This is a genomic window from Siphonobacter sp. SORGH_AS_0500 (genome assembly GCF_031453245.1).
Classification (GTDB): Bacteria; Bacteroidota; Bacteroidia; order Cytophagales; family Spirosomataceae; genus Siphonobacter.
In genome coordinates, this window is the sequence record NZ_JAVIYT010000004.1 from 37,160 (window position 1) to 57,786 (window position 20,627).

Consider the following 20,627-nt stretch of genomic DNA (forward strand, 5'->3'; position numbering starts at 1 on the left):
ATATGACCTTTTCACAAGTCATAACTGGGGACGCTAAAGGACAAAGCTCTATATTATTTCAAGGTGGTAATTTTGGGTTCAATTTAATCGAACAATCTTTTGATTTTAACTATAATGGATTCAAAAATTATCGCTTAGGGGCATGGCTAAATACCTCTCGTCAGAAATTTAATAAACAATTATGGCTTGATACTTCAAATATTATATCAGATTTAAATAAAAAAATGCACTACGGAAGAATGGTATGGGGAATCAATGCACGGGCAAAAGCTGCAAATGGTATAGCTACAATATTTAATAATGGTAATATAGTTCCGGACGCCAAAATTGGTGGAATTATTGGGTGGTCATTTTTAGATAATTTAACAGATTCAGCGTCGGTCAAAATAATTGAATATGAATACTTAATTAAAAGATATAGGATTTTAACCCAGAATACTTTTGCAAATTATAGAAAAATAATTATAGATAAAGCTGAAGATTTAGCAAGTAAAGATGTATTATTAAAAGATTATAAAGACAGTCTTAAATCTGAAATTAATACTATACTTTCAAAAACAGAAAACATTAAACCTTCACAATGGTCTATTGGGTTCTCATCTGCTTCATCTGATATACCTAGCTGGGTGAAGGATGATAGTGCTAAGATAGAAGCCCTTAATAAATACTATGAACTTTTAGCTTTTGAAACAGAAAAATTATATCAAAGCGATTATATTAATAAAATTGAGCCTGTAATTAAATTACTAGATAATGCATTAGATGCGGTTAGTAAATATAGAAAATACTGGAAAGAAAGAAAAACTATTTTTTTTAGGTTTGGGTTGACAGGATTAAGCTTTAAATATGCAGTTTTACCTATAGATAGCCAAAAAATTGACAATAGTATACTTGATAAAACATTTACTGGTTTTTATATGGATTTAGGATGCAATATACATATTGGAGGTAAAGGAATTTTTGGTACAACAATTGGTATCGAACGAAAAAGTTCTTTTAATGAGCTAACTTCTATAAACTATTCTTTGGCAGAAGCAAGCGTTAAAGATACGCTGCATCGTATAATTTCTACAAAACAAGATATTACTGCTTATACAGGTACCTTTGAAAGGTATACTCAATGGAATTTTAATATTGATTATCTTCATTTTTTTAAGGCTGACGATACATTTACGATTGCTCCTAGCATATATATTAGGCATAAGATACCTGTAAAAGCTATTACATCTGTTACTTCTACAGATTTAGGAGTAAGCACATATTTTTTCAAGGATGGTAGACCTTTTGTAGGAGGATTTTATCTTCAAATAAATGATATAGCTGACAATGGTCGCTATATAAGACCTAAACAAAATCCAATCTCTATTGGTGAGCGTTGGACATTCGGCATTGTCTCAAAAGTGAATGTGGCTACTCTTCTAGGATATTAAATTACAGAACGATCCACTTTTACAAGTGCTAACTCGAAGTCACTTGGAACGACGAATCAATGAATACAGACTAAAACTTTACGTTCGAAAACTTCCCACTCTCTGTAACCCGCAGTCGCTCGGCTTTGCCGAGTGACTGCATAGCTATAGGCCTCTGGCCGTCTTAGGCAAAAAGTTAAGAGGTATTAAAGTGCTTTTGATGCCTTCTTCAGAGGCTTACATTCTACTTCATCACTCGGCCTAAGTCAGGCGACTGTGGAAGAGGACTTGTCTACGTCATTCGATAACTAGATAAGATCCTTTACTCTGGATAACCAAAGAAATAAGGTAATTGTCAGGACTGAGCTTCCTGCAAGGGAGATAAAATGGTGCGGTCCACGTAAAAGGTTCCGAAGGGAATGATGCAGGCCAGCAGTACCTTCCAGGTGGTTTCGGTAAATTTCCAGCGGTATTCAATGCCTACACTAATCGTATTCATGATAAACAGCAGAAACAGAATGCCGTGAACAGGGCCAATGGCCTTTACTAATGAAGGATCATGGTTAAGATACTTCATCGGCATGGCAATTCCGAGGAGAGCCAAAAGCGAGAGTCCTTCGAGTAGAGAAATCAGGCGAAGGCGGCCAATATTAGTAGTGATGAATTTAAGCATAATTAAAAAGAGCGTAAGTAAGGACGATTAACCAGGGGAGAAAAAGGCCAGGGAATGGCTATACAAATAATAAGTAAACCTATTGAAAACCAGATTGCCATTGTTCTAAACTTTGCCAAATCACTGGGTTGTCGCTTGGCTAGGGCAGAGCCAACGGTAATTACAACAATCGCAAGCGTCATAAGGCTGATGTGCATCCACCCAAAAAAGGGAATGTCCAGCGGGACTTCCGATTGCGAATCACCCGAGCGAAAAATGGCCACTAGCGGGCTTTGAAAGTACAGGAGAAAACCAATCATGAGCTGGATATGGGCAAAAGTTGCGGTGAGGTGTCGGAGTCTGTAATCGGTTTTACTGAACACATCTGCCCGAAACCAGCCTTGGTATCCCCGAACCAGAGCTGTTAATAAACTGAGTACTACCAGCCAGCGAACAAAAGAATGGAGGACTAATAAAGTTGAATACATGTAGTTAACGTTGAGAAGGGGGCAGTCGTTGGACAAGATCATTCATGGCCCCACCGTTGTGGACCTGCGTGAATCCTCTGGCTTTCAGAATGGCAGCGGCTTTGATACTTCGTAAGCCATGGGAGCAGTAAGTGACGACAGGTTGATTCTTGCCAAAAGGAATGTCAGCCTCCCGAATCGTTCCCAGTGAAATGTGAATAGCTCCCGGCAAATGCCCTTCGGCAAATTCCCGGGCCGTTCGTACGTCCAGAATTACGGCTTCGCTGTTGAGTATGTCATCCAGATTTTTCTCGAGATGCCAGCGACTATAGACTTTATAGAAAGCATAACAGAGGCCCGCGAAGCCCAGTGTGATGAGGATAACTTTCATAGGAAATTCCATTTGTGGACCAAAACATACTAAATGGTATGTTTTTAGTGTAAATTTTTTTAAGTCAGGTTAGCCAGGTAGGCTTTCAATTCTTTCAGATAAACCGGGTAACAGGCTGGACCGAGGAGTTTTCCCATGTTTCTAACGCCGCTGTAACTCATTATGATAAAGATGGAAACGTGCTTGGCATCAACGTCTTTGCGAAGGTGCCCGTTTTCAATTCCGCGTTGCAGCGTAACCTGAATGGCTCTCTGACATTCCTTCGAAATTTCCAGCAATGCTTCTTTGAATAAAGCGTTAACGGGAGACATCTCATCAATCAGATTAACCGCCGGGCAGCCATAGGCTGAATTGAAAAAAGGATCCTTTAATAATAGATAATGCATCATGTCATAGATCGAATCCAGCGGATTTTTGGAATCGCTTAGAGGAGTGATAATGGCTGCCTGCATTCCCGGAGCCAAAAACTCCCGGATCATGGCCAGCCCCATGTCCTCTTTATTTTTGAAATGATAAAAAAAAGCACCTTTCGTTACCTGCGTCGTAGCAATGATTTCATCGATGCTGGTGGCCTGGAAGCCTTTTTGGTAAATCATTTCAAAGGCTTTGTAAAGAATATTCTGCCGGGTCTGAGCCGCCTTGGACATATCATGTTCTGCTTGTGGAAAGACAAACATACTAACTGGTATGTTTTTAGCAAGCCCGTTTCTGAGTTATGTGATGAACGGTAAAGAATTTCATGAAAAATGCAGCAGAACACGAAAAAGAAACAGGAAAGATACACAACTCAAACAAAGGTGCTATATTGGAAGTTTTCTCCATTTGTAAAATGAAAGGCAGCCCAGCAGTCAGAGCGAAGATTCGAACCGATGGGCCTGGGTAAATTAGCGAATTACATAGGTATGACTTCCCTTTCCTGCGGAATTGATTTTGGTACATCCAACTCTAGTATTGCCCTGGCAGCCGGGCAAAATATTCACTTAGTACCTGTAGAAAATGGCTCGGTAACCATGCCCAGTGCATTGTTCTTCAATCGGGACGAGAAGAAAACGTATTATGGTCGGGCGGCCATGCAAAATTTTCTCAATAAGGAACAAGGCCGATTGATGCGAAGCCTGAAGCGAATTCTGGGTACGCCCATTATGAAGCAGGGAACGTTCGTGCATGGCCGATTTATGAATTTTTCGGACATCATTGGGTCTTTTATTAATCAGTTGAAAGTCAAGGCTGATGAAGAAGCCGGATTCCCACTGACAAAAGTAGTAATGGGGCGTCCGGTACATTTTATTGACCAAGATCCGGCATCCGACCGCCAGGCACAGACGGAATTAGAGGCCATTGCCCGAAGTATTGGCTTTGAATTCGTTGAATTTCAATACGAACCCATCGCAGCGGCCTTTGCCCACGAGGTTACTATTTCCGGTGAAAAACTGGCTTTAGTCGTGGATTTAGGAGGGGGTACATCAGATTTTACGGTCATACGTCTATCTAATAAGTATCTAAGCAAAACCGATCGTTCTTCGGATATTCTGGCGAATACCGGGGTGCGGGTAGGTGGCAATGACTTCGATAAAGCCCTTAGTCTGGCTGAAATTATGCCGGAAATTGGCTACAAAACCACGTTTGGACCTAATAAGCTGGATGTTCCGCTTAAGCCTTTCCACGATTTATCGGAATGGAGTAAGGTTAACTTCCTGTATAATCCGAAAATGATTTTACAGGTTCGTAACACGCTGGGACAGTCGCAGGATAAAACCCGTTACGGTCGGCTACTGAAAGTGCTGGAACAGGAATCTGGCCATACCTTACTGGCGGCTGCCGAGCAGGCTAAAATCGAACTGACGCATGAGTTGGAACATACCATGTCTTTCGATTTTCTAGAATCGGGTTTTGAAATCGTTACCCAGCGTTCGTCTTTTGAAACTGCCATTACTAACGATATTCAAAAGATTACGGCTTCCGCCAATGAATGTCTGAGTCAGGCTGGAGTAAAGCCCGATGCGATCAATCTGATTATTCTCACGGGCGGTTCTACGGAAGTGCCCGCTGTGCAGCAGACCTTCCGAAATTTATTCCCGCAAGCCGACATTGCCGATGAAAACAAACTCTCCAGCGTTGGATTAGGGCTGGCCTTTGATAGTAAGAATAAATTTGGTGCCTAAATAAAAAAGCTACTCCCGTACGATCAGGAGTAGCTTTTTTCAAGGGGTTATTATTGACGAACGGCATCGATCTGAACGAGCGTATTGTCTCTTTTGATTAAATACATTCGCATTTTATCATGCTGGATGGTAGCGGCATTTTCATCATCCATGATGAGTGTGATGCCCTGCCCGCCACTGGATAAAGTTCCTTCACTTTCAAAAGAAGGGATTCCGGTTAGGGAGTCCATTTCAGCAATGACTTTGACATGTGAGGCATCAATTGGCTGTAAGGCAATATGAGTTTTAGGTCGGTTGGCAGAAATAGCTACTGCTTTGCCGTTGGAGGTAACATGCGTGGTAGTATAAACGCCTTTCACGCGAGAAGCAAGGTCTTCATCATCCGGCGAACAGGCCGTGACTCCTAATATAAGTAGAAATAAGACAGAATAAATTTTCATGGCAAAGTAAATCGATGGAGAGTACAAAGGTAACGAGGCGGACGAATGATAAGTGCTCTTATTGCTGATAAAATTGATTTATTTATGATAGGGTGTTTCATTAATCGTTTCATTATTAGTTATTTATAATTAAACAAATGATTAAAAAAATAGGACTGAGATTAGGAATGCCAGGCCTAGAATTCAAGTAAAGTGCATGTGCTATGCTTGAATGAAAATAAAAATGTTACCCTCGAAACACGAGATCAATTCGTAGGTTATTACCTTAAACGCAAGATTTGCCCCGCCTTTATAAGAGCAGATTATTATCACTGATGAGCCGCAGCGATATGAACCCGAACCAACAGGACAAAGCAGACCCTTTCATGCTTTGGACCTGGGATATAGAAAGCAATACGTTCCAGTATAGTCAGGAGTTAGGAAGTCCGTATAACCAGAGCCAGCAGCTTGACTGGTCTGCCTGGCTGGGACGTATCCATCCCGATGATCAAAGCCGGGTGAGTAAGGCCTGGCAGGAGTTACCGCTGAGCTGGCAGGATGAACTTTCCTTTTTAGGAGTTAACCACCTCTATTACCGAGTCAAGGCTCAGGCTCAGCTTTGGACTGAAGCTGGAAAACCAGTTCGAATGGTTGGGTCTTTTCAGGAGATTAAAAAGGAACCAGAAAAGGCGATACTGGAAGAAGAGGAGTATTTGCATTTTGCTTTAATGTCGGCTGGGCTTGGTACCTGGGATTTTGATCCGATTAGTGAGATTGTTCGCTGGGATGAGCGATGCAATAAGTTACATGGCTTTGCGGAAGGTAGTGTGGTAACGTATGCTGAGGTACTTGCTTACATCCATCCAGAGGACCGATCCAGAGTTGAAAAAGCCGTCAGTCGGGCTCTCGATCCGCGTTTACGGGATACCTACGATATTATTTTTAGGACCATTGGGGCAGAAGACGGTCGTCTTCGCTGGCTGCATTGCAGGGGCCAGGCCTATTTCAATGAGCAGAACCAACCCTACCGTTTTTCCGGCACGACCCAGGACGTAACGGAACAAACGGTTAAAGAAGGGGTTTTCAAAGCCATTGAACAGAAGTATCAGTCCGTTTTTACGGGTGCCGAAGTGGGTATTGCCATTCTAAGTACCGACGGGTTTTTCCAGCTCGTCAATCCCGCGATGGCAGCGTTTGTGGGGTATCAAATCGGAGAACTCCTGGGGAAACATTTTAAGATGATCACTCCCCTCGAAGAAATAGAGCGAGACGAACAAGTGGCTCAGGAGTTGTTCCTTGGCATTCGCAGGGCTCGCACCGTTGATAAACGCTATCTTCATAAAAATGGGAATCTGGTTTGGGGACGACTGACGGTGTCATTAATCCGTTCCGAGTCTAACGATCCCGTCAGCTTTGTTGCTATTGTTCAGAAAATCACGGAAGAAAAGGAAATCCAACTGGCTCTTCAGGACAGTGAAAGACGATTCCGAAACCTGGTAATCGACACCCCAACGGCGACGGTTGTCTTTACGGGGCGGTCCATGAAAATTGAAGTAGTAAATGACGCCATGCTTCAGATTTGGGGAAAAACATTGAAAGAGGTGCAGGGGAAAATTCTGCATGACGTCATGCCCGAACTGATAGACCAGCCTTTTCTGGAGTTATTACAAAACGTATATGATACCGGAATTCCCTATCGGAATCCTGAAGGGAAAGCCAATATTATGGTGGATGGCGTCCTGAAAACGTCCTGGTTTAACTTCTCCTATAATCCCGTATACGATGCGGATGGTCGTATTTACGGAGTTATTAATACTGCTACGGATGTAACCTTTCAGGTAGCGGCACGCCTTCAGATTAAAGAAGCCGAAGAAAATCTTCGTTCGGCTGTAGACATTGCCCAGTTAGGTACCTGGAGTTACAACCCGCTGACTGACCAGGTATATTATTCTGATCGCATAAAATCCTGGTTTGGTTTCTCGGAAGAGGATCTGGAAATCAAGGATGCCTTATGTGCGGTACATTTGAAAGACCGGGAACGGGTGAAAAACGCTATTGCCCGTGCGTTACTTCCCGAATCGGACGGTATTTATGATGAAGAATATACCGTAGTTAATCAGGTAACCGGCGAGGAGCGAATTCTTCATGCCAGAGCTCATGTACTTTATAATGAGCAGTGCGAAGCTTACTTATTAACGGGTACGGCTCAGGATATTACTCCTTTAAAACAACTGGCAGAAGAGCTGGAACGGCAGGTAAAAGAACGAACCCTGGCTCTTAATCGTATGAATCTGGATTTACAGCAAACCAACGCCAGTTTGGAGCAGTTTGCCTATGCTGCCAGTCACGATTTACAGGAGCCGTTACGTAAGATCCAGTCTTTTATTTCCCTGATTGAAGTTCATGAAAAAAATCATCTTACCGACCGGGGTAAGGTGTTATTAGAGCGAATTCAGGCGTCATGCCAACGCATGACAACGTTAATCAGAGACCTGCTTTCCTTTTCACAATTAAGCAATGATCAGCTTCAATTCAGTTCTGTCAACTTAAATCAACTGATTAAAGATGTTTTACTTGATCTGGAATTGAGCATTCAGGAAAAGAAAGCGAGTTTTATGATGGATGACTTACCTTTCATATGGGGAAATGCTCAGCAGATTGCCCAGTTACTCCAAAACCTGTTGACCAATGCTCTGAAATTTTCGCATCCTGACCGACCCATTCAGATAAACATCAGCGGCGGGAAATTGGAAACCCCTGCAAATTTGCCTCTTTTGCAAGCCGATACATCCTATATCTGGCTGAAAGTAGAGGACAACGGAATTGGGTTTGAGGAAGAATATAGCGAAAAAATATTCCAAATGTTTCAGCGACTGCACAGCCGCGATCAATACGCCGGAACGGGAATTGGCCTGGCCTTATGCCGAAAAGTGGTAGAAAACCATCGGGGTTATATCGAAGCTCACAGTGTGCTGGGGGAGGGAGCTACCTTTACTATTTATTTACCCTCAGACTCCCAGTCATAGCTTTACCAAATTTTGAAATGATAGGATAAGTTTATGAAACTTTACCGGGTAGGAGCTTCCTACTTTTGTCTTATTATTTTATACCTCTGAAATAGATATGCGAACGCTTGTTTGTACCACCCCCGGAAGATTCGATTATCAAACAGCTCAGGAACCGGAATTACAACCCGGACATGCGTTGATAAAAATTAAAAGAATTGGTATTTGCGGTACTGATCTACATGCCTACGAAGGCACACAGCCTTTTTTCAATTACCCCAGAATTTTGGGACATGAACTCTCCGGCGAGTTAATCGATGCCGATCAGGCTCCCGGTTTTGAAAAAGGCGAACGGGTAACGTTTATTCCTTACTTTAACTGCGGCACTTGCATTGCCTGTCGTTCGGGTAAGCCCAATTGTTGCACAACTATCAAAGTAGCTGGTGTGCATATTGATGGTGGCATGTCCGAATACGTTAGTGTTCCTTCGTATTCGCTCGTGCACGGCGAAGGCCTGAGCTATGAAGAACTGGCCTTGGTAGAACCTCTAGCCATTGGTGCTCACGGCGTACGGCGTGCGGACATTCAGCCGGGTGAATTTGTGCTGGTGGTTGGAGCTGGCCCCATTGGTTTGGGGATCATGGAGTTTGCCCGAATTGCGGGTGCTCAGGTCATTGCTCTGGATATTAACGAAGATCGACTAGCGTTTTGCCGGAAAAATTTAGGCGTGCTCCATACGGTCAATGCCCTATCCGATGACGTTGAGTCGCAGATCCGGGAATTAACGAATGGGGATATGCCCACAGTCGTTATTGATGCTACCGGAAGTTTGAAAGCGATCAATAATGGATTTCAGTATATGGCTCACGGAGCCCGTTACGTGTTAGTAGGCTTGCAGAAAGGTGAACTTGTGATTTCACACCCGGAATTTCATAAACGTGAGGCTACGTTGATGAGTAGTCGCAATGCCACACGGGAAGATTTCGAGCACGTGATTGACAGCATGAAAAAAGGGCTGGTTGATCCAAAAACATACATCACTCATGAAGTCAGCTTCGATGAGGTAAAAGAAGAATTCCCAAACTGGCTGAATCCAGCGAATGGCGTTATTAAAGCGATGGTTTCTGTTGAGTTTTGAGCGACCGTCGCTACGGTTTTGAGTTTTGAGTTGGAAAGAGAAAACCTGTAAAGTTAGACAAGACGTTTTGAAATGGGAGATATAGCCCCGGAGGGGTTGAACATGGATAGCCCCGGATGTTAATCCGGGGTGCAATTCGGGGTTTTTCGTCTTAGGTACAGTTCCAACCATAATGGATGATTGCCAATCCGAAAAAACGTGCAAAGACTTTTGGAAATTGGATAAATAAAAACGCCGGATTCCCGCCCTGGCTGGTGTCTTCACCAGCCATAACTAAAAGCATAATGATTGGTAAGCACACCAACTAGGGCGGAGAATCGTGGAGCCAAAACAACAAGACAATATAAAATCTAATTATTCTTACGCGTCTTCTTGATAGGTCTGCCGTATTTCTTCATCATTTCAGCCGCGTGATTTCTACGAACGTTAACCTTTGAATTTTTGGCCGATTTTTCATGAAACGCCGCTCCGACAGAATCGCGGGGTGTAAGTTTGGGTTCGATAATCTTATGTGGATTCACCGGACGTTCGTCAGAGCGAAGCAAAGTAGAAACTTCCACTTCTTCCGGGAACGGTAACATCGGAATTTCCTGATTCATCAGCGATTCAATGGCCTGCTGATACTCTTTTTCAGATTCAGTAATAAACGTAATGGAAACCCCTTTCTGATCCACCCGACCAGTTCGGCCAATGCGGTGAATGTACGTTTCTGGTAAATCTGGCGTGTCGATGTTGATGACATGTGAAACCTCGGCCACGTCAAGACCCCGGGCAATTAAATCCGTTGCAATCAGAATCCGAATTTCCCCCGTCTTGAATCGCTGAACCGTCTGAAAGCGATTATTCTGAGCTTTGTTAGAATGAATTACGCCTACCTCGTTAGGAAACTTGGAATCCAGTTGCTCAAAAAGCTGATCGGCTTCAGCTTTGGTTTCGATGAAAACCATTACTTTACTAAACGTGGCTTTATCCTGAAGCAACCACTCCAGTAAGTTAAGTTTGGTATGGAAGTTTGGCACTTCATACGCCTGTTGCTGAATGTTATCCAACGGCGTTCCCACCGGAGCCGCTTCCACCCGAATTGGATTAGTAAAAAAGGTATGAATCAGGTCTTCTACTTCTTCTGTAATCGTAGCCGAGAATAACAGGTTTTGTCGCTTGGCAGGCAGAGAGTCCAGAATGGTCGTTAACTGGGAACGAAAACCCAGGTTAAGCATTTCATCCATCTCATCAATCACCAGACGCTTAATGGTTTTTCCCTTTAGGGTGCCATTGGATAATAAATCGATTAAGCGACCGGGTGTGGCTACCAGCACGTCAGCACCCTGTTTGATTTCAGCTACGTGGGTTTTCAGGTTTCCACCACCGAATACACCCACCACCCGAAGGGTTAGGTACGTACTCATTTTTTCAATCGTTTCCACCACCTGAGCCACTAGCTCACGCGTGGGAACGAGAATGAGTAACTGTGGTAACCGATCCTTCGAAAACTGGTATTGCCGTAAGCATGGCAGCACATAGGCCAGCGTTTTACCCGTGCCGGTCTGGGCAATACCGCATACGTCGGCCCCCGACATTACTACCGAGAATACCTTTTGCTGAATGGGGGTAGGGGTCGTATAACCCAAATCATTCAGGGCATTCAGCAGGGGTTTATTTAAATTAAGCTCGTCAAAAGTCATCGTCTTAGATCTGGTATTGCTTTTTCACAGGTTTGCCAACGCTGCTACCAAGAATTCGTATGAAAACACAAAACTACAAAAACCACGTCCAGTATTACCCGCCTCATCATTTTGTATTTTATCCCGTCGTCCTTTTTCTGATGGGAGTGGGTCTATACATGAGTATTACGGAACATTCCTTTCTCTGGGGTTTTGTCACTACTCAGGGGGCAGTTATTACCTGGCTTGCGTTTATGCTTCGACAGCACTATGCCCTGGGAAATCAGGATCGGATCGTCAGACTGGAAATGCGATTGCGGTATTACATGCTGACCCATGAATCGTTCGAGTCTTCTGAAAGTCAGCTTAGCATCCAGCAAATAGCAGCCCTCCGCTTTGCTTCTGATGAAGAACTGGTGCCTTTACTAAAGAGAGCCATTCGGGAAAACCTTTCACCCGATCAGATCAAACGCTCCATTCAGAACTGGCAGGCCGACGAGATGCGGCTATAAAAAAATAGACCGGCGTTTCAGGCCGGTCTATTGTAAGTCTATAGGTAGGAGACGAATTATTCCTTACCGAATTCGCCGTCAGCAACGATGTTTACTTCATCGCTAACCACGGTATTGGGGAAATTCGAGCCGATTCCAAAATCACTACGTTTAATTGTTCCCGTTACCCGAAAACCAGCTCCTGGTTTTTTACTCATAGGATTCGTAATCGTTCCGCGGTACCAAACGTCCAGTGTCACGGGTTTAGTTACTCCGTGGAGTGTCAAATCGCCCGTTACTTTGTATTTATTAGCACCAGCTTTTTTCACAGAAGTGCTTTTAAACGTTAACGTCGAGAATTTGGCGGCATCAAAGAAATCAGGCGATTTCAGGTGCTCGTCACGCTTGTCAACGCCCGTATTAATCGAAGCTGTCTGACCCGTAAAGTCAAATTTAGCGTCGCTAAAATCAGGCTTTTCCGCCGTCACCGTCGCATCAAAATCAGTGAACGCACCAGAAACGGTAGAGATACCTAGGTGCGTAACATCGAATTTCAATTGGGCGTGAGCTTTATCCATTTTCCAGACAGTCTGAGCCATACCAGAATAAGACAAAGCAACAAAAAGAAGGGCAAAAGTGAGCTTTTTCATAAAATTAGTCTTCAGTTTTCAATTTACAGTTTTCAGTGATAGCTGTTCGCTTTCAGCTTACAATTGAGTTAACAACTGAAAACGGAAAACAAACAACTGCAAACGAACTATGCTTTCGCCAATTGGATGTTAGCAATTAATTTAATGTCTTCTCCTAAAGCCAGTCCGCCGGTTTCAGTTAAAGCGTTATAGGTTAATCCAAATTCTTTACGGTTGACAACGCCCGTTACTTCAAAACCCACCTTCGTATTACCGTAAGCATCTTTCGCTGTTCCACCGTATTCGGCAGTTACTTCGATAGGCTTAGTAACGCCTTTCATGGTTAAGTTACCGGCTACTTTGTAAGTATCACCTTTCGCTTTTTCTACAGAAGTAGAGGTAAACGTAATTTTTGGGAATTGAGGAGCGTCGAAAAAATCACCGTTACGAAGGTGCTCGTCACGCTGAGGCTGATTGGTATCGATGCTGTCTACATCTAAAGCAAACTCAATGCTTGAACCTGAAAAATCATTCGAGTCAGCAGGAACCGTAGCTTCACCACTAAACGAATTAAAAGAACCCGTCACGGTTGAAATAACCAGGTGCTTGATTTTAAACTGTACTTCTGAGTGAGTAGGATCAACGATCCATTTCGTAGTAGACATACAAAAAAGAATTTAATGAATTTGTGAAGACGACAGATAATAATGTGTTTCGAGAGGGTAAACTAGAGAGCAAATAGAATGGTTCAAAAATATATGTATATACATTAAATATTTTTATTCATGATTTTATAGCGTTTTTATTGCGTTATTATATTAAATAATATATTACTGATTATAACCACTTATTTCAATATATATGAAAAAAACCAGTAAGCCTCCCGACCACTGGTTCTTGCATAATTCTTAGATAACTACTAGCGGAGTTCTATAAACGTCTTACGACAGTTCAGACACAGATGGTACCGTGTGTTCAGAAAAAACAATGAGTATTTAACTAACAATGGGCGGCGGCGTCTTTCCGTATCTTTTGAACGGCAATGAGGGCAAGAGCCAGTTTTAGAAATGAAAGCCATAGTTTTATTAAAAGGACAATGAGTAAACCTTTCTGAGCAAACCAAAAGAAAGGGAGTGGTTAATTCTACTATGACAAAATTGATTCCTAAAACGCCCTGAACGCTATCATATACGTTTCATTTTCTATGAACGTTGTTACATACCTGCGATTTTACCATTTGTCAATATATTGACTTTCAATAGATTGCTCCTATAAAAGAGGTAACAAGCGGTATTTTACAGCCTGAAACCCCGGTTGTTATATAACAAATGTGATAATTCTATAAACCAACAGTATAGCAAAACTTACAAAAGATCATTGAGGATATAAAAGATACTTCTTCCGTAGTTGTCTAAACGTCGTAAGGCCCGGTTCCCAGCTCTGGCGAATTTCAGCTTCGCTTTTTCCGTCGATGATTTGCTGACGCAGATTTCTGTTTCCAGCAAGTTTATCGAAGTCGCCCATTTGAGCACTCTGGCTTCGGTCAAAAAAACGAGCTTTGTCTGGATACGCTTTGTACAATTCCAGGATCCATTGAAGATTCAACTGTCCCTTTGCCCGCAGGGATCTGAGGTCCACTTTTCTTAAATCCAATCCATAACAATCCTGGTTCTGATGCAGGGGTGTTTCGCTCATACCGGGAATGCTTACGGGACGAAAACTGAAAGCATACTGCCCTTTTAAAGCCGGAGCCCCCAGTACTGTAAAAGGCATGTACGTACCTCGACCCTGACTGATGATGGTACCTTCAAACCAACAAATGCTGGGATATAAAAGAATGGATTGCTGACTGTTGAGATTAGGGGAGGGAAACACGGGTAACTCGTAAGGTTGGTCATGCGAGTAATTGGCCACTTTGATAATCTTCAACTGACACGTTCTTTTGTTTTCCAGCCAGCCTTCGCCGTTAAGCATCTGAGCGAACTCGGCTATCGTCATCCCGTGAGCAATAGGAATACGGTGCATGCCAATACCTGAATGCAGGTCATCTTCCAGAATCGGACCATCCACCAGATACCCATTAGGATTGGGTCGATCCAGAATCATTAATTCTTTTTTATGCTCCGCACAGGATTCCATTACCCGGTGCAAGGTATTGATATAGGTGTAAAAACGGGCTCCTACATCCTGAATATCGTAAACGACCAGATCAATATCGGCTAAATCTTCGGCCAATGGCTTCTTTCTTTTCCCGTACAGCGAAAGCACCTGTACGCCCGTTTTCTCATCGATGGCATCGGCTACTTTGGCACCATTGCTGGCATTGCCCCGAAATCCATGTTCTGGACCAAAAATCCGAACGACTTTTACGCCCAGTGAAAGCAGGCTATCCACGCTCGCTTTTTTTCCAATGATCGAGGTTTGGTTCACCACCAGAGCAACCCGTTTTCCTTTCAGATAGGGAACGTAGGTTTCCGTTTGATCGGCTCCGGTTATGATCTGGGCTTTTGCCAAAAAGGCACATCCTACGATCAGGCATACAATTAGGCTACGCATAAGGTAAAGCATCGGTAGAGGTATCGTTGTTCATGAATTAGAATCTGAATCTAGCAGAAAATTTAGTATGAATTGGACTACTTTTGCAGAAAAGGCTCAAGTCCACGTCCTTATGCATGCTTCCAATATACAAATCCAGGCTATCGCTCCCGAACTAACCTATGAGTTACGCCATCAGGTTCTATGGCCCGACCGACCGATCACTTACGTGATACTCGAAGAAGATTTTGAAGGTCTGCACTACGGAGCCATTCAAAACGATCAAGTAATGGGCGTCATTTCCGTTTTTCAGGATGGCGAGAAATACCGATTTCGAAAATTTGCGGTTCACCCCGATCATCAGGGCAAGGGCGTAGGTTCGGCCTTACTTCGACACGTCATTAAGGAAATGAATGGGCGGTCCGTCCCGCAACTGTGGTGTGACGCCCGCGTAACGGCCATCCCCTTTTACGAACGCTTCGGCATGAAACCCGGAGGAGCAATCTTTTATAAAGGCGAAATTGCTTACACTCGCTTCGTGCTGGATCTGAATACGCATGTTCTGTAAACAAATCGTATGCCCAACCCAAAAAAGTTCTTACTCGTTGCTCCCTGGGATTATCAGTTGTATCGGGTCATTGAAAAAAACCTGATTCACCTGGGGTACGAGGTTACCGTTGTTCATAATAATCTGTATCCACCTGAAAAGAAAAGTGTATTTCAAAAAGTTAGTTACTTCTTTAGTAAGGCCTTTTCAAAGCATGATAATGAGGCCGAAAAAACTGAGTTTTCTACCCAAAAAAGAATGGCTTTAGTGAAAAGCCAGCGGCGATATGCCGTAACGCTCGTCATTCGTCCCGACCTTTTTTCGGAGGAGTTACTCAAAGTAGCCAAACACCGGAGCCGACAGTTTCTTTCCTTTTTTTACGATGGACTAAAAGCTAATCCACAGGTGCTTTCCAAGGTCTCTTTATTTGATCGGTTTTTCGTTTTTGATCGCAGCGATGTCCAGACTTTTCGGGAATACGGGGTTCGGTACGCCCCTAATTTTTACTTCGACTACCCGGAGTTGATGCAAAGGAATAAAGCCCTGAATCAGGGGTATAAAATTTACTACATCAGTTCGTATCATCCTTCCCGCATCGATATTATTCAGTCGTTCTATCGATTCATTACTCAAAAACTAAGTCCCGTTCGTTTTGATTTAGTGTATCCTAAGCAGGATGAAGATAAAATTCCCCTTTTCGTCAAACGACACTTCAATTGTTTTCATACCATTGTTCCCTACGAAGAACAACTACAGTTGATTAAGGACACAGAAATTATTCTGGATTTCAAAATGGACATACACGCCGGGTTTTCCTTCCGAATTTTTGATGGAATCAAGCTACAGAAGAAGGTTATTACTACAAATCCGATGGTTATTCACGAAGACTTTTACCATCCGAATAACTTTTTCGTACTCACCAGTGAAAATGAAGCTGAACTAGATGATTTTTTAAAGACCCCTTATGAGGTATTGCCCGAAGAAATTAGAATAAAGTATAGTTTTAGTCATTGGCTTCGCATGATTACGGAACAATAAAAAACGCCTGAACATCTATTCAGGCGTCTTCTAAGGTCTATTGGTAATGTAAATCGAAAAAATTAAAGAGAGCCGGTGCCGTTATGGCCCCCTGCTGTAATACGCCGGGCCGGGGGCTTCGGTCCCAGGGAGGCAGAAATTCTCCGTTATAGGGAGAGTCTTGTATTGGGAGTTCTTTCCAGGTTTTGCTTTTTTGTCGCCAGTAGAACCGGAGTTCAGCACCTTTTTTTACGGTCATTTTTAGCTCGACAGGCTCGTTACTTACCAGCTTTTCCTGACGAAGTACCGATCTTTTATCTTTCTTCACTTCCCAAACTTCTACGGTGCGATCCTTCACGCCAACTCCTACCGCCTGTGCAGCATCACCGTAAAGCACCAGACTTTTCAGACTGGCGTTCTGATTCATTACCTCAGTACTAATTTCATAGTCTCCTTTCAGTGGACGGATGGTCATGGCTGTTCCAGCCAGGTTTGTTTGTAGGTTCTTCCCAGCTAGTGACAACTGCCCTTTACTCAATTGAACCTCGGGCTCAGCATGGCGAAAATCCCACTGCCACTGGCCAGACAAAGACGTTCCTGAAAAATCATCTTTAAAGTTAGCAATAGCCTTCGCCTTCTCGCCCAACGGTTTTACCTGCGGCCAGCCGGTTGCTGAATCCCAGATTACTTCTCCCAGCATTCCCTGCCGACCCGTGTATACATCATCCGCTTTGCTGTACGCGTGATAGAGGTAATAATCTTTCCCTTCCCTGGAAGTGACCAGCGTGCCGTGGCCCGTACATTTCCATTCGTCGGTTTCGGCTAGCAAGGGGTTTCCTTCAAAACGGGTATAGGGTCCCTGAATGGATGCCGAACGAGCTACTTCTACTTTATAATTACAACCGCGGCCACAGCAATTACCGGGTGAGTAAAACAGGTAGTAATACTGATTACGCTTTACCAGACACTGCCCTTCCAGCCCTTCTTTCTGATCATCCCGGAGTAACGTAAAAGGTTCGCCTTCCAGTTTCAAGCCATCGTCTGAAAGCTTGCTACCTAGAATTTCAATGGGTCGCTGATCGAGGCCGTAGGCTTTCCAGGTGATATATTGCTGGCCCTTATCTTCAATAATGAAGGCATCAATGGCTTCTTTTCCATATTCCAGTATAATCCCGCGATCTGTAAACCCCTGAGCCGGGTTACGAGACGTCGCTACGCCAATGCAGGAAATTCCGTCGCTTTTTTTGCGAGCTACATAATAAACGTAGTACGTACCCTTGCGGTAATAAAGTTCGGGTGCCCAGAAAGAAGCCGAGGCCCAGGAAGGCGTTTGCGGAAAAACATAACCCATGGATTTCCAATGAATCAGATCAGTAGATTGATACAAAGGAAAATGGGGAGCCCATTCAGAGGATGTTCCGGTAGCATAATACGTGTCGCCTACACGAATGACCGAAGGATCAGCAAAGTCGCCGGGAATGACGGGATTTTCCTGCCGTTGGTTACTGTCTTTTTTTGTGGTAATGGAAAACTTTGCCCAAGCATTTCCTGCATCCAGAAAAGAAACCAGCAAAATAGATACGAACAAAGAGAAAAAGAGTTTCATGCCAGAGGTGAAGTGTGGAATCAATGGATTCCCATAGACAAGACATTCTTGCAGTAAAAGCGGCTAATCCCTAGAAAAAACTCTTTACCAGGGTAAAAAAGTTAAAGTTTATACGACTTGTCTAGCCATTCCCCTACGAAATGTATTCATTCGGTAGATGGATAGGATTAAATCTTTATACACGACTAGGTTGGCCTAATTGTAGCTCTACGAGTTTAAGACTTAAAATCGTCTTGACGTTTCTATCCTGATAGACTTTTCCCTAAACTTAAGCGAAACAGGCATTGGTCAATAAAATTAAAGCCCACGGATCAGTAAATATCTTCCTATGGCAATGATACTTCAATTTTTATATTAAAGAGAACTATTCTCGTTTGTAGGAAAAATAACTTTTGATAAATTTAATTTTTTATCAAAATCAACATCTCCAAATTCAGCATTACTCATATCTACATTTTCCATCATATTTTCAACTTTATTAACTTTTATTATTTTAAATAATTCTAAAAATGTCTTTTGAGCAGTAACAGAATATTTCTTAAACATTACTCTTTTCAACTTTCCTATAAAAACAGTATTCTTAAAGCGGCTACCATCAAAATTAACCCAATTGAACTTGCACTTTAAAAAAGTACAATCTTCTATTACAGGAAAAGTAAAGTCATTATCCTTAAAATGACATTCTTCGAATAAGCAATTTTTGAAATGTCCAGCATTGTATCTATAATTTTGTACTAGAAAGCTATAAGAAAAATCTGTTTTAATAAACTTGCAATTTTCAAATTTACAGGCCGTAAAATTTGATTTCTGAATTTTTGAATTTTTAAATATACAATTTTTAAAAGAGCAAAAGCTTAACCAAGAATCAGATAAAGCACTGTTCGTAAAATCTACATTTTCAAAATTATATTTTTTAATAATAAAGGGAAACCTTATCCCTAAGTCAATGAGAGATTGATAGTCAACGCTTAAATGTTGTAAGTCATATAGGTCCTCCTCTGTACGATTAAGACCCATACGGTCCAACTCAACTCCTTTTTTCAACCAATGAACTATTGAATACCAGCTATATTCTGAAGTCATACAAAAGTTATTACCAAACCATTAATGTGTTATTACATTTTAACTAAGTACCTACTCTGAAATTGAGATACTCTCTACAATCTCTTTAAATTTCTTGATTAACGTCTCTAGTTTTGTAGGGTCTCCAAAGGCTTCATATTTGTATCTATCTGCTTTAAAACCATACCAATCATTTTCATTTACTTCGACTACCTGGTAATCAATCTCTAAGCCCTCTAATTCGGTGTTGTAGATATCTATTTTCAAATCCCATCCAAGGTTGTCAAGTGTATTGATACTAATACCATATTGGTGCTCCCAATCTCCATTACATTGGGATTGATACCATTCCTGTAACCATTGTAATATATTTATATTTTTAGTGTCTTGGTCATTCATAAGATCTTGTGGCTTTTTACTTAGGCTCATGTACTTGCTAATGCATTAATCTGTAACAGAGATATTTATAATCTTGTTATTAGCGTCAAGTAAAATTTCGAATATCGAGTCAAGATTAGTAGACCCACTCATTACATAATAGTAGACATTAGACCAATAATTTTTGCCACGCGAAGAACCAGTACCTTCCTGCAATTGGTAATTTAGTATAAACCTTCCCATTTCATGGCGTGGTGGCTCACCAGGGCCACGTGGTATAACAACATCTTTAATCACACTGAAATCTGTTACTTTAAATGTTTGACCATGAATGGTACCTACACTTATAGAGGAATCGTTGATTTCATAACTATCAAGTTTACTCTTATAGAAGTATAGCTTGTTACGGCCGTAGGTGTATACTTTCACTGTAATTTCAGGATGTTCCCAGTATTCGTCAGCTATTGAATTTGGATCCCCCAAAACCTGCAAAGCTTTAGAAGTAGGCTCACCTAGCATGAGACTAATACTTGTATTGCCAGGTTTCATAAGTGCAATTGCTTTTTTCTGAATTTGATTACTACTTTGAGCTATAGCTGCTTGAAGAGAAAAAAGTCCTAAAACAGCGATCAAATAAACTATCAGTGGTATGAATTTCTTCATTTTGAAAGTATTTAATATAATTATGGGGTCTCTATTTTAGACGTTATACTTACTAGGAGTAAATAAGCTAAAATTTTGTGTTATACATATCATTGCCACCTTATATTCTTAACACTTGGAACAGTTTAGGATAACGATTTACTAAATACAAACTAATGAAAATTCTTTATTTAGAAAGAACTAATTCTAAAAATTCTATTTTTTATCCTGGGCATTTTTTCATGATAGTATCAAAATAAGGAAAGTCTCTCTTTAATTATGAACTATGAATATTTGTGTCTCTTTTAGTCTATTTTTTATTAATGCCGAAGAGTTCAATGAATTTAATAGAATTCATTGAACTCTTCGGCATTAAGCAATATTCAGGAAAATATTATTGATAGAAACAACTCGAG

The 20,627-nt window shown here is 42.0% G+C and carries 20 protein-coding genes; 7 read left to right on the plus strand and 13 right to left on the minus strand.

Annotated elements, in window-relative coordinates:
* Positions 1 to 2: 2 nt before the first annotated feature.
* Positions 3 to 1,430, plus strand: a complete 1,428-nt coding sequence (locus QE357_RS20770) for a hypothetical protein (RefSeq protein ID WP_309711847.1) — start codon at positions 3 to 5, stop codon at positions 1,428 to 1,430.
* Between the two features lie 334 nt (positions 1,431 to 1,764).
* Here the strand turns inward: QE357_RS20770 and QE357_RS20775 are convergent, their stop codons facing one another.
* Genes QE357_RS20775 through QE357_RS20790 form a run of 4 tightly spaced genes read right to left on the minus strand, consistent with a single transcriptional unit; the run spans position 1,765 to position 3,596 of the window.
* Positions 1,765 to 2,082, minus strand: a complete 318-nt coding sequence (locus QE357_RS20775; RefSeq protein WP_307143566.1) for a DUF3817 domain-containing protein — start codon at positions 2,080 to 2,082, stop codon at positions 1,765 to 1,767.
* A gap of 2 nt (positions 2,083 to 2,084) precedes the next feature.
* Positions 2,085 to 2,549: a hypothetical protein gene (locus QE357_RS20780; protein ID WP_309711852.1), complete on the minus strand. Its 465-nt coding sequence runs from the start codon at positions 2,547 to 2,549 to the stop codon at positions 2,085 to 2,087.
* Positions 2,550 to 2,553: 4 nt separating this feature from the next.
* Positions 2,554 to 2,919, minus strand: a complete 366-nt coding sequence (locus tag QE357_RS20785; RefSeq protein WP_309711855.1) for a rhodanese-like domain-containing protein — start codon at positions 2,917 to 2,919, stop codon at positions 2,554 to 2,556.
* Between the two features lie 59 nt (positions 2,920 to 2,978).
* Positions 2,979 to 3,596, minus strand: coding sequence for a TetR/AcrR family transcriptional regulator (locus QE357_RS20790; protein WP_309711859.1), 618 nt, complete (start codon positions 3,594 to 3,596; stop codon positions 2,979 to 2,981).
* A 225-nt stretch (positions 3,597 to 3,821) separates the two neighbouring features.
* Between QE357_RS20790 and QE357_RS20795 the strand changes: the two genes are divergently transcribed.
* Positions 3,822 to 5,081, plus strand: coding sequence for an Hsp70 family protein (locus QE357_RS20795; RefSeq protein WP_309711862.1), 1,260 nt, complete (start codon positions 3,822 to 3,824; stop codon positions 5,079 to 5,081).
* A gap of 50 nt (positions 5,082 to 5,131) precedes the next feature.
* Here the strand turns inward: QE357_RS20795 and QE357_RS20800 are convergent, their stop codons facing one another.
* Positions 5,132 to 5,521, minus strand: a complete 390-nt coding sequence (locus tag QE357_RS20800; protein WP_309711865.1) for a hypothetical protein — start codon at positions 5,519 to 5,521, stop codon at positions 5,132 to 5,134.
* Between the two features lie 314 nt (positions 5,522 to 5,835).
* Between QE357_RS20800 and QE357_RS20805 the strand changes: the two genes are divergently transcribed.
* Positions 5,836 to 8,526 carry a PAS domain S-box protein gene (locus tag QE357_RS20805; protein ID WP_309711868.1) on the plus strand — a complete coding sequence of 897 codons (2,691 nt, stop codon included), beginning with the start codon at positions 5,836 to 5,838 and terminating at the stop codon, positions 8,524 to 8,526.
* A 97-nt stretch (positions 8,527 to 8,623) separates the two neighbouring features.
* Positions 8,624 to 9,643, plus strand: a complete 1,020-nt coding sequence (locus QE357_RS20810) for a zinc-binding alcohol dehydrogenase family protein (RefSeq protein ID WP_307143573.1) — start codon at positions 8,624 to 8,626, stop codon at positions 9,641 to 9,643.
* A gap of 350 nt (positions 9,644 to 9,993) precedes the next feature.
* Here the strand turns inward: QE357_RS20810 and QE357_RS20815 are convergent, their stop codons facing one another.
* On the minus strand, positions 9,994 to 11,325 hold the full coding sequence (locus QE357_RS20815) for a DEAD/DEAH box helicase (RefSeq protein WP_309711871.1): 1,332 nt from the start codon (positions 11,323 to 11,325) through the stop codon (positions 9,994 to 9,996).
* A 59-nt stretch (positions 11,326 to 11,384) separates the two neighbouring features.
* Between QE357_RS20815 and QE357_RS20820 the strand changes: the two genes are divergently transcribed.
* On the plus strand, positions 11,385 to 11,816 hold the full coding sequence (locus tag QE357_RS20820) for a DUF6526 family protein (protein ID WP_309711874.1): 432 nt from the start codon (positions 11,385 to 11,387) through the stop codon (positions 11,814 to 11,816).
* A 56-nt stretch (positions 11,817 to 11,872) separates the two neighbouring features.
* Here the strand turns inward: QE357_RS20820 and QE357_RS20825 are convergent, their stop codons facing one another.
* The 3 genes from QE357_RS20825 to QE357_RS20835 form a co-directional block, all read right to left on the minus strand.
* A complete protein-coding gene (locus QE357_RS20825; RefSeq protein ID WP_309711876.1) occupies positions 11,873 to 12,445 on the minus strand; it encodes a YceI family protein in 573 nt (190 codons plus the stop codon).
* 107 nt (positions 12,446 to 12,552) lie between these two features.
* On the minus strand, positions 12,553 to 13,089 hold the full coding sequence (locus QE357_RS20830) for a YceI family protein (RefSeq protein ID WP_309711879.1): 537 nt from the start codon (positions 13,087 to 13,089) through the stop codon (positions 12,553 to 12,555).
* Between the two features lie 709 nt (positions 13,090 to 13,798).
* Positions 13,799 to 14,980: a DUF1343 domain-containing protein gene (locus QE357_RS20835; protein WP_309711882.1), complete on the minus strand. Its 1,182-nt coding sequence runs from the start codon at positions 14,978 to 14,980 to the stop codon at positions 13,799 to 13,801.
* Positions 14,981 to 15,047: 67 nt separating this feature from the next.
* On the opposite strand from QE357_RS20835, the gene QE357_RS20840 reads away from it, so the two are divergent.
* Together QE357_RS20840 and QE357_RS20845 are read left to right on the plus strand one after the other, a co-directional pair.
* Positions 15,048 to 15,527, plus strand: a complete 480-nt coding sequence (locus tag QE357_RS20840) for a GNAT family N-acetyltransferase (protein WP_309711885.1) — start codon at positions 15,048 to 15,050, stop codon at positions 15,525 to 15,527.
* A 9-nt stretch (positions 15,528 to 15,536) separates the two neighbouring features.
* Positions 15,537 to 16,544: a hypothetical protein gene (locus QE357_RS20845; protein ID WP_309711889.1), complete on the plus strand. Its 1,008-nt coding sequence runs from the start codon at positions 15,537 to 15,539 to the stop codon at positions 16,542 to 16,544.
* A gap of 37 nt (positions 16,545 to 16,581) precedes the next feature.
* On the opposite strand, the gene QE357_RS20850 is transcribed toward QE357_RS20845, so the two are convergent.
* From QE357_RS20850 to QE357_RS20865, 4 genes are all read right to left on the minus strand, one after another.
* Positions 16,582 to 18,129 (minus strand): glycoside hydrolase family 43 protein, encoded by a 1,548-nt coding sequence (locus tag QE357_RS20850; protein WP_309711892.1) that lies wholly within the window; start codon positions 18,127 to 18,129, stop codon positions 16,582 to 16,584.
* Between the two features lie 354 nt (positions 18,130 to 18,483).
* Positions 18,484 to 19,212 carry a pentapeptide repeat-containing protein gene (locus QE357_RS20855; protein ID WP_309711895.1) on the minus strand — a complete coding sequence of 243 codons (729 nt, stop codon included), beginning with the start codon at positions 19,210 to 19,212 and terminating at the stop codon, positions 18,484 to 18,486.
* A gap of 51 nt (positions 19,213 to 19,263) precedes the next feature.
* Entirely contained in the window at positions 19,264 to 19,590 is a 327-nt protein-coding gene (locus QE357_RS20860) for an immunity 53 family protein (protein ID WP_309711899.1), read from the minus strand.
* 45 nt (positions 19,591 to 19,635) lie between these two features.
* On the minus strand, positions 19,636 to 20,232 hold the full coding sequence (locus tag QE357_RS20865; RefSeq protein WP_309711902.1) for a hypothetical protein: 597 nt from the start codon (positions 20,230 to 20,232) through the stop codon (positions 19,636 to 19,638).
* Positions 20,233 to 20,627: the final 395 nt, after the last annotated feature.

Excerpts from the sequence above, each read along its gene's own strand:
- QE357_RS20780 (WP_309711852.1), bottom strand. The coding sequence starts at position 2,549 with ATGTATTCAACTTTATTAGTCCTCCATTCTTTTGTTCGCTGGCTGGTA.
- QE357_RS20800 (WP_309711865.1), bottom strand. The coding sequence starts at position 5,521 with ATGAAAATTTATTCTGTCTTATTTCTACTTATATTAGGAGTCACGGCC.
- QE357_RS20835 (WP_309711882.1), bottom strand. The coding sequence starts at position 14,980 with ATGCGTAGCCTAATTGTATGCCTGATCGTAGGATGTGCCTTTTTGGCA.
- QE357_RS20770 (WP_309711847.1), top strand. The coding sequence starts at position 3 with ATGACCTTTTCACAAGTCATAACTGGGGACGCTAAAGGACAAAGCTCT.
- QE357_RS20845 (WP_309711889.1), top strand. The coding sequence starts at position 15,537 with ATGCCCAACCCAAAAAAGTTCTTACTCGTTGCTCCCTGGGATTATCAG.
- QE357_RS20785 (WP_309711855.1), bottom strand. The coding sequence starts at position 2,919 with ATGAAAGTTATCCTCATCACACTGGGCTTCGCGGGCCTCTGTTATGCT.
- QE357_RS20805 (WP_309711868.1), top strand. The coding sequence starts at position 5,836 with ATGAGCCGCAGCGATATGAACCCGAACCAACAGGACAAAGCAGACCCT.
- QE357_RS20775 (WP_307143566.1), bottom strand. The coding sequence starts at position 2,082 with ATGCTTAAATTCATCACTACTAATATTGGCCGCCTTCGCCTGATTTCT.
- QE357_RS20790 (WP_309711859.1), bottom strand. The coding sequence starts at position 3,596 with ATGTTTGTCTTTCCACAAGCAGAACATGATATGTCCAAGGCGGCTCAG.
- QE357_RS20815 (WP_309711871.1), bottom strand. The coding sequence starts at position 11,325 with ATGACTTTTGACGAGCTTAATTTAAATAAACCCCTGCTGAATGCCCTG.
- QE357_RS20865 (WP_309711902.1), bottom strand. The coding sequence starts at position 20,232 with ATGAAGAAATTCATACCACTGATAGTTTATTTGATCGCTGTTTTAGGA.
- QE357_RS20810 (WP_307143573.1), top strand. The coding sequence starts at position 8,624 with ATGCGAACGCTTGTTTGTACCACCCCCGGAAGATTCGATTATCAAACA.
- QE357_RS20850 (WP_309711892.1), bottom strand. The coding sequence starts at position 18,129 with ATGAAACTCTTTTTCTCTTTGTTCGTATCTATTTTGCTGGTTTCTTTT.
- QE357_RS20830 (WP_309711879.1), bottom strand. The coding sequence starts at position 13,089 with ATGTCTACTACGAAATGGATCGTTGATCCTACTCACTCAGAAGTACAG.
- QE357_RS20820 (WP_309711874.1), top strand. The coding sequence starts at position 11,385 with ATGAAAACACAAAACTACAAAAACCACGTCCAGTATTACCCGCCTCAT.
- QE357_RS20860 (WP_309711899.1), bottom strand. The coding sequence starts at position 19,590 with ATGAATGACCAAGACACTAAAAATATAAATATATTACAATGGTTACAG.
- QE357_RS20795 (WP_309711862.1), top strand. The coding sequence starts at position 3,822 with ATGACTTCCCTTTCCTGCGGAATTGATTTTGGTACATCCAACTCTAGT.
- QE357_RS20840 (WP_309711885.1), top strand. The coding sequence starts at position 15,048 with ATGAATTGGACTACTTTTGCAGAAAAGGCTCAAGTCCACGTCCTTATG.
- QE357_RS20855 (WP_309711895.1), bottom strand. The coding sequence starts at position 19,212 with ATGACTTCAGAATATAGCTGGTATTCAATAGTTCATTGGTTGAAAAAA.
- QE357_RS20825 (WP_309711876.1), bottom strand. The coding sequence starts at position 12,445 with ATGAAAAAGCTCACTTTTGCCCTTCTTTTTGTTGCTTTGTCTTATTCT.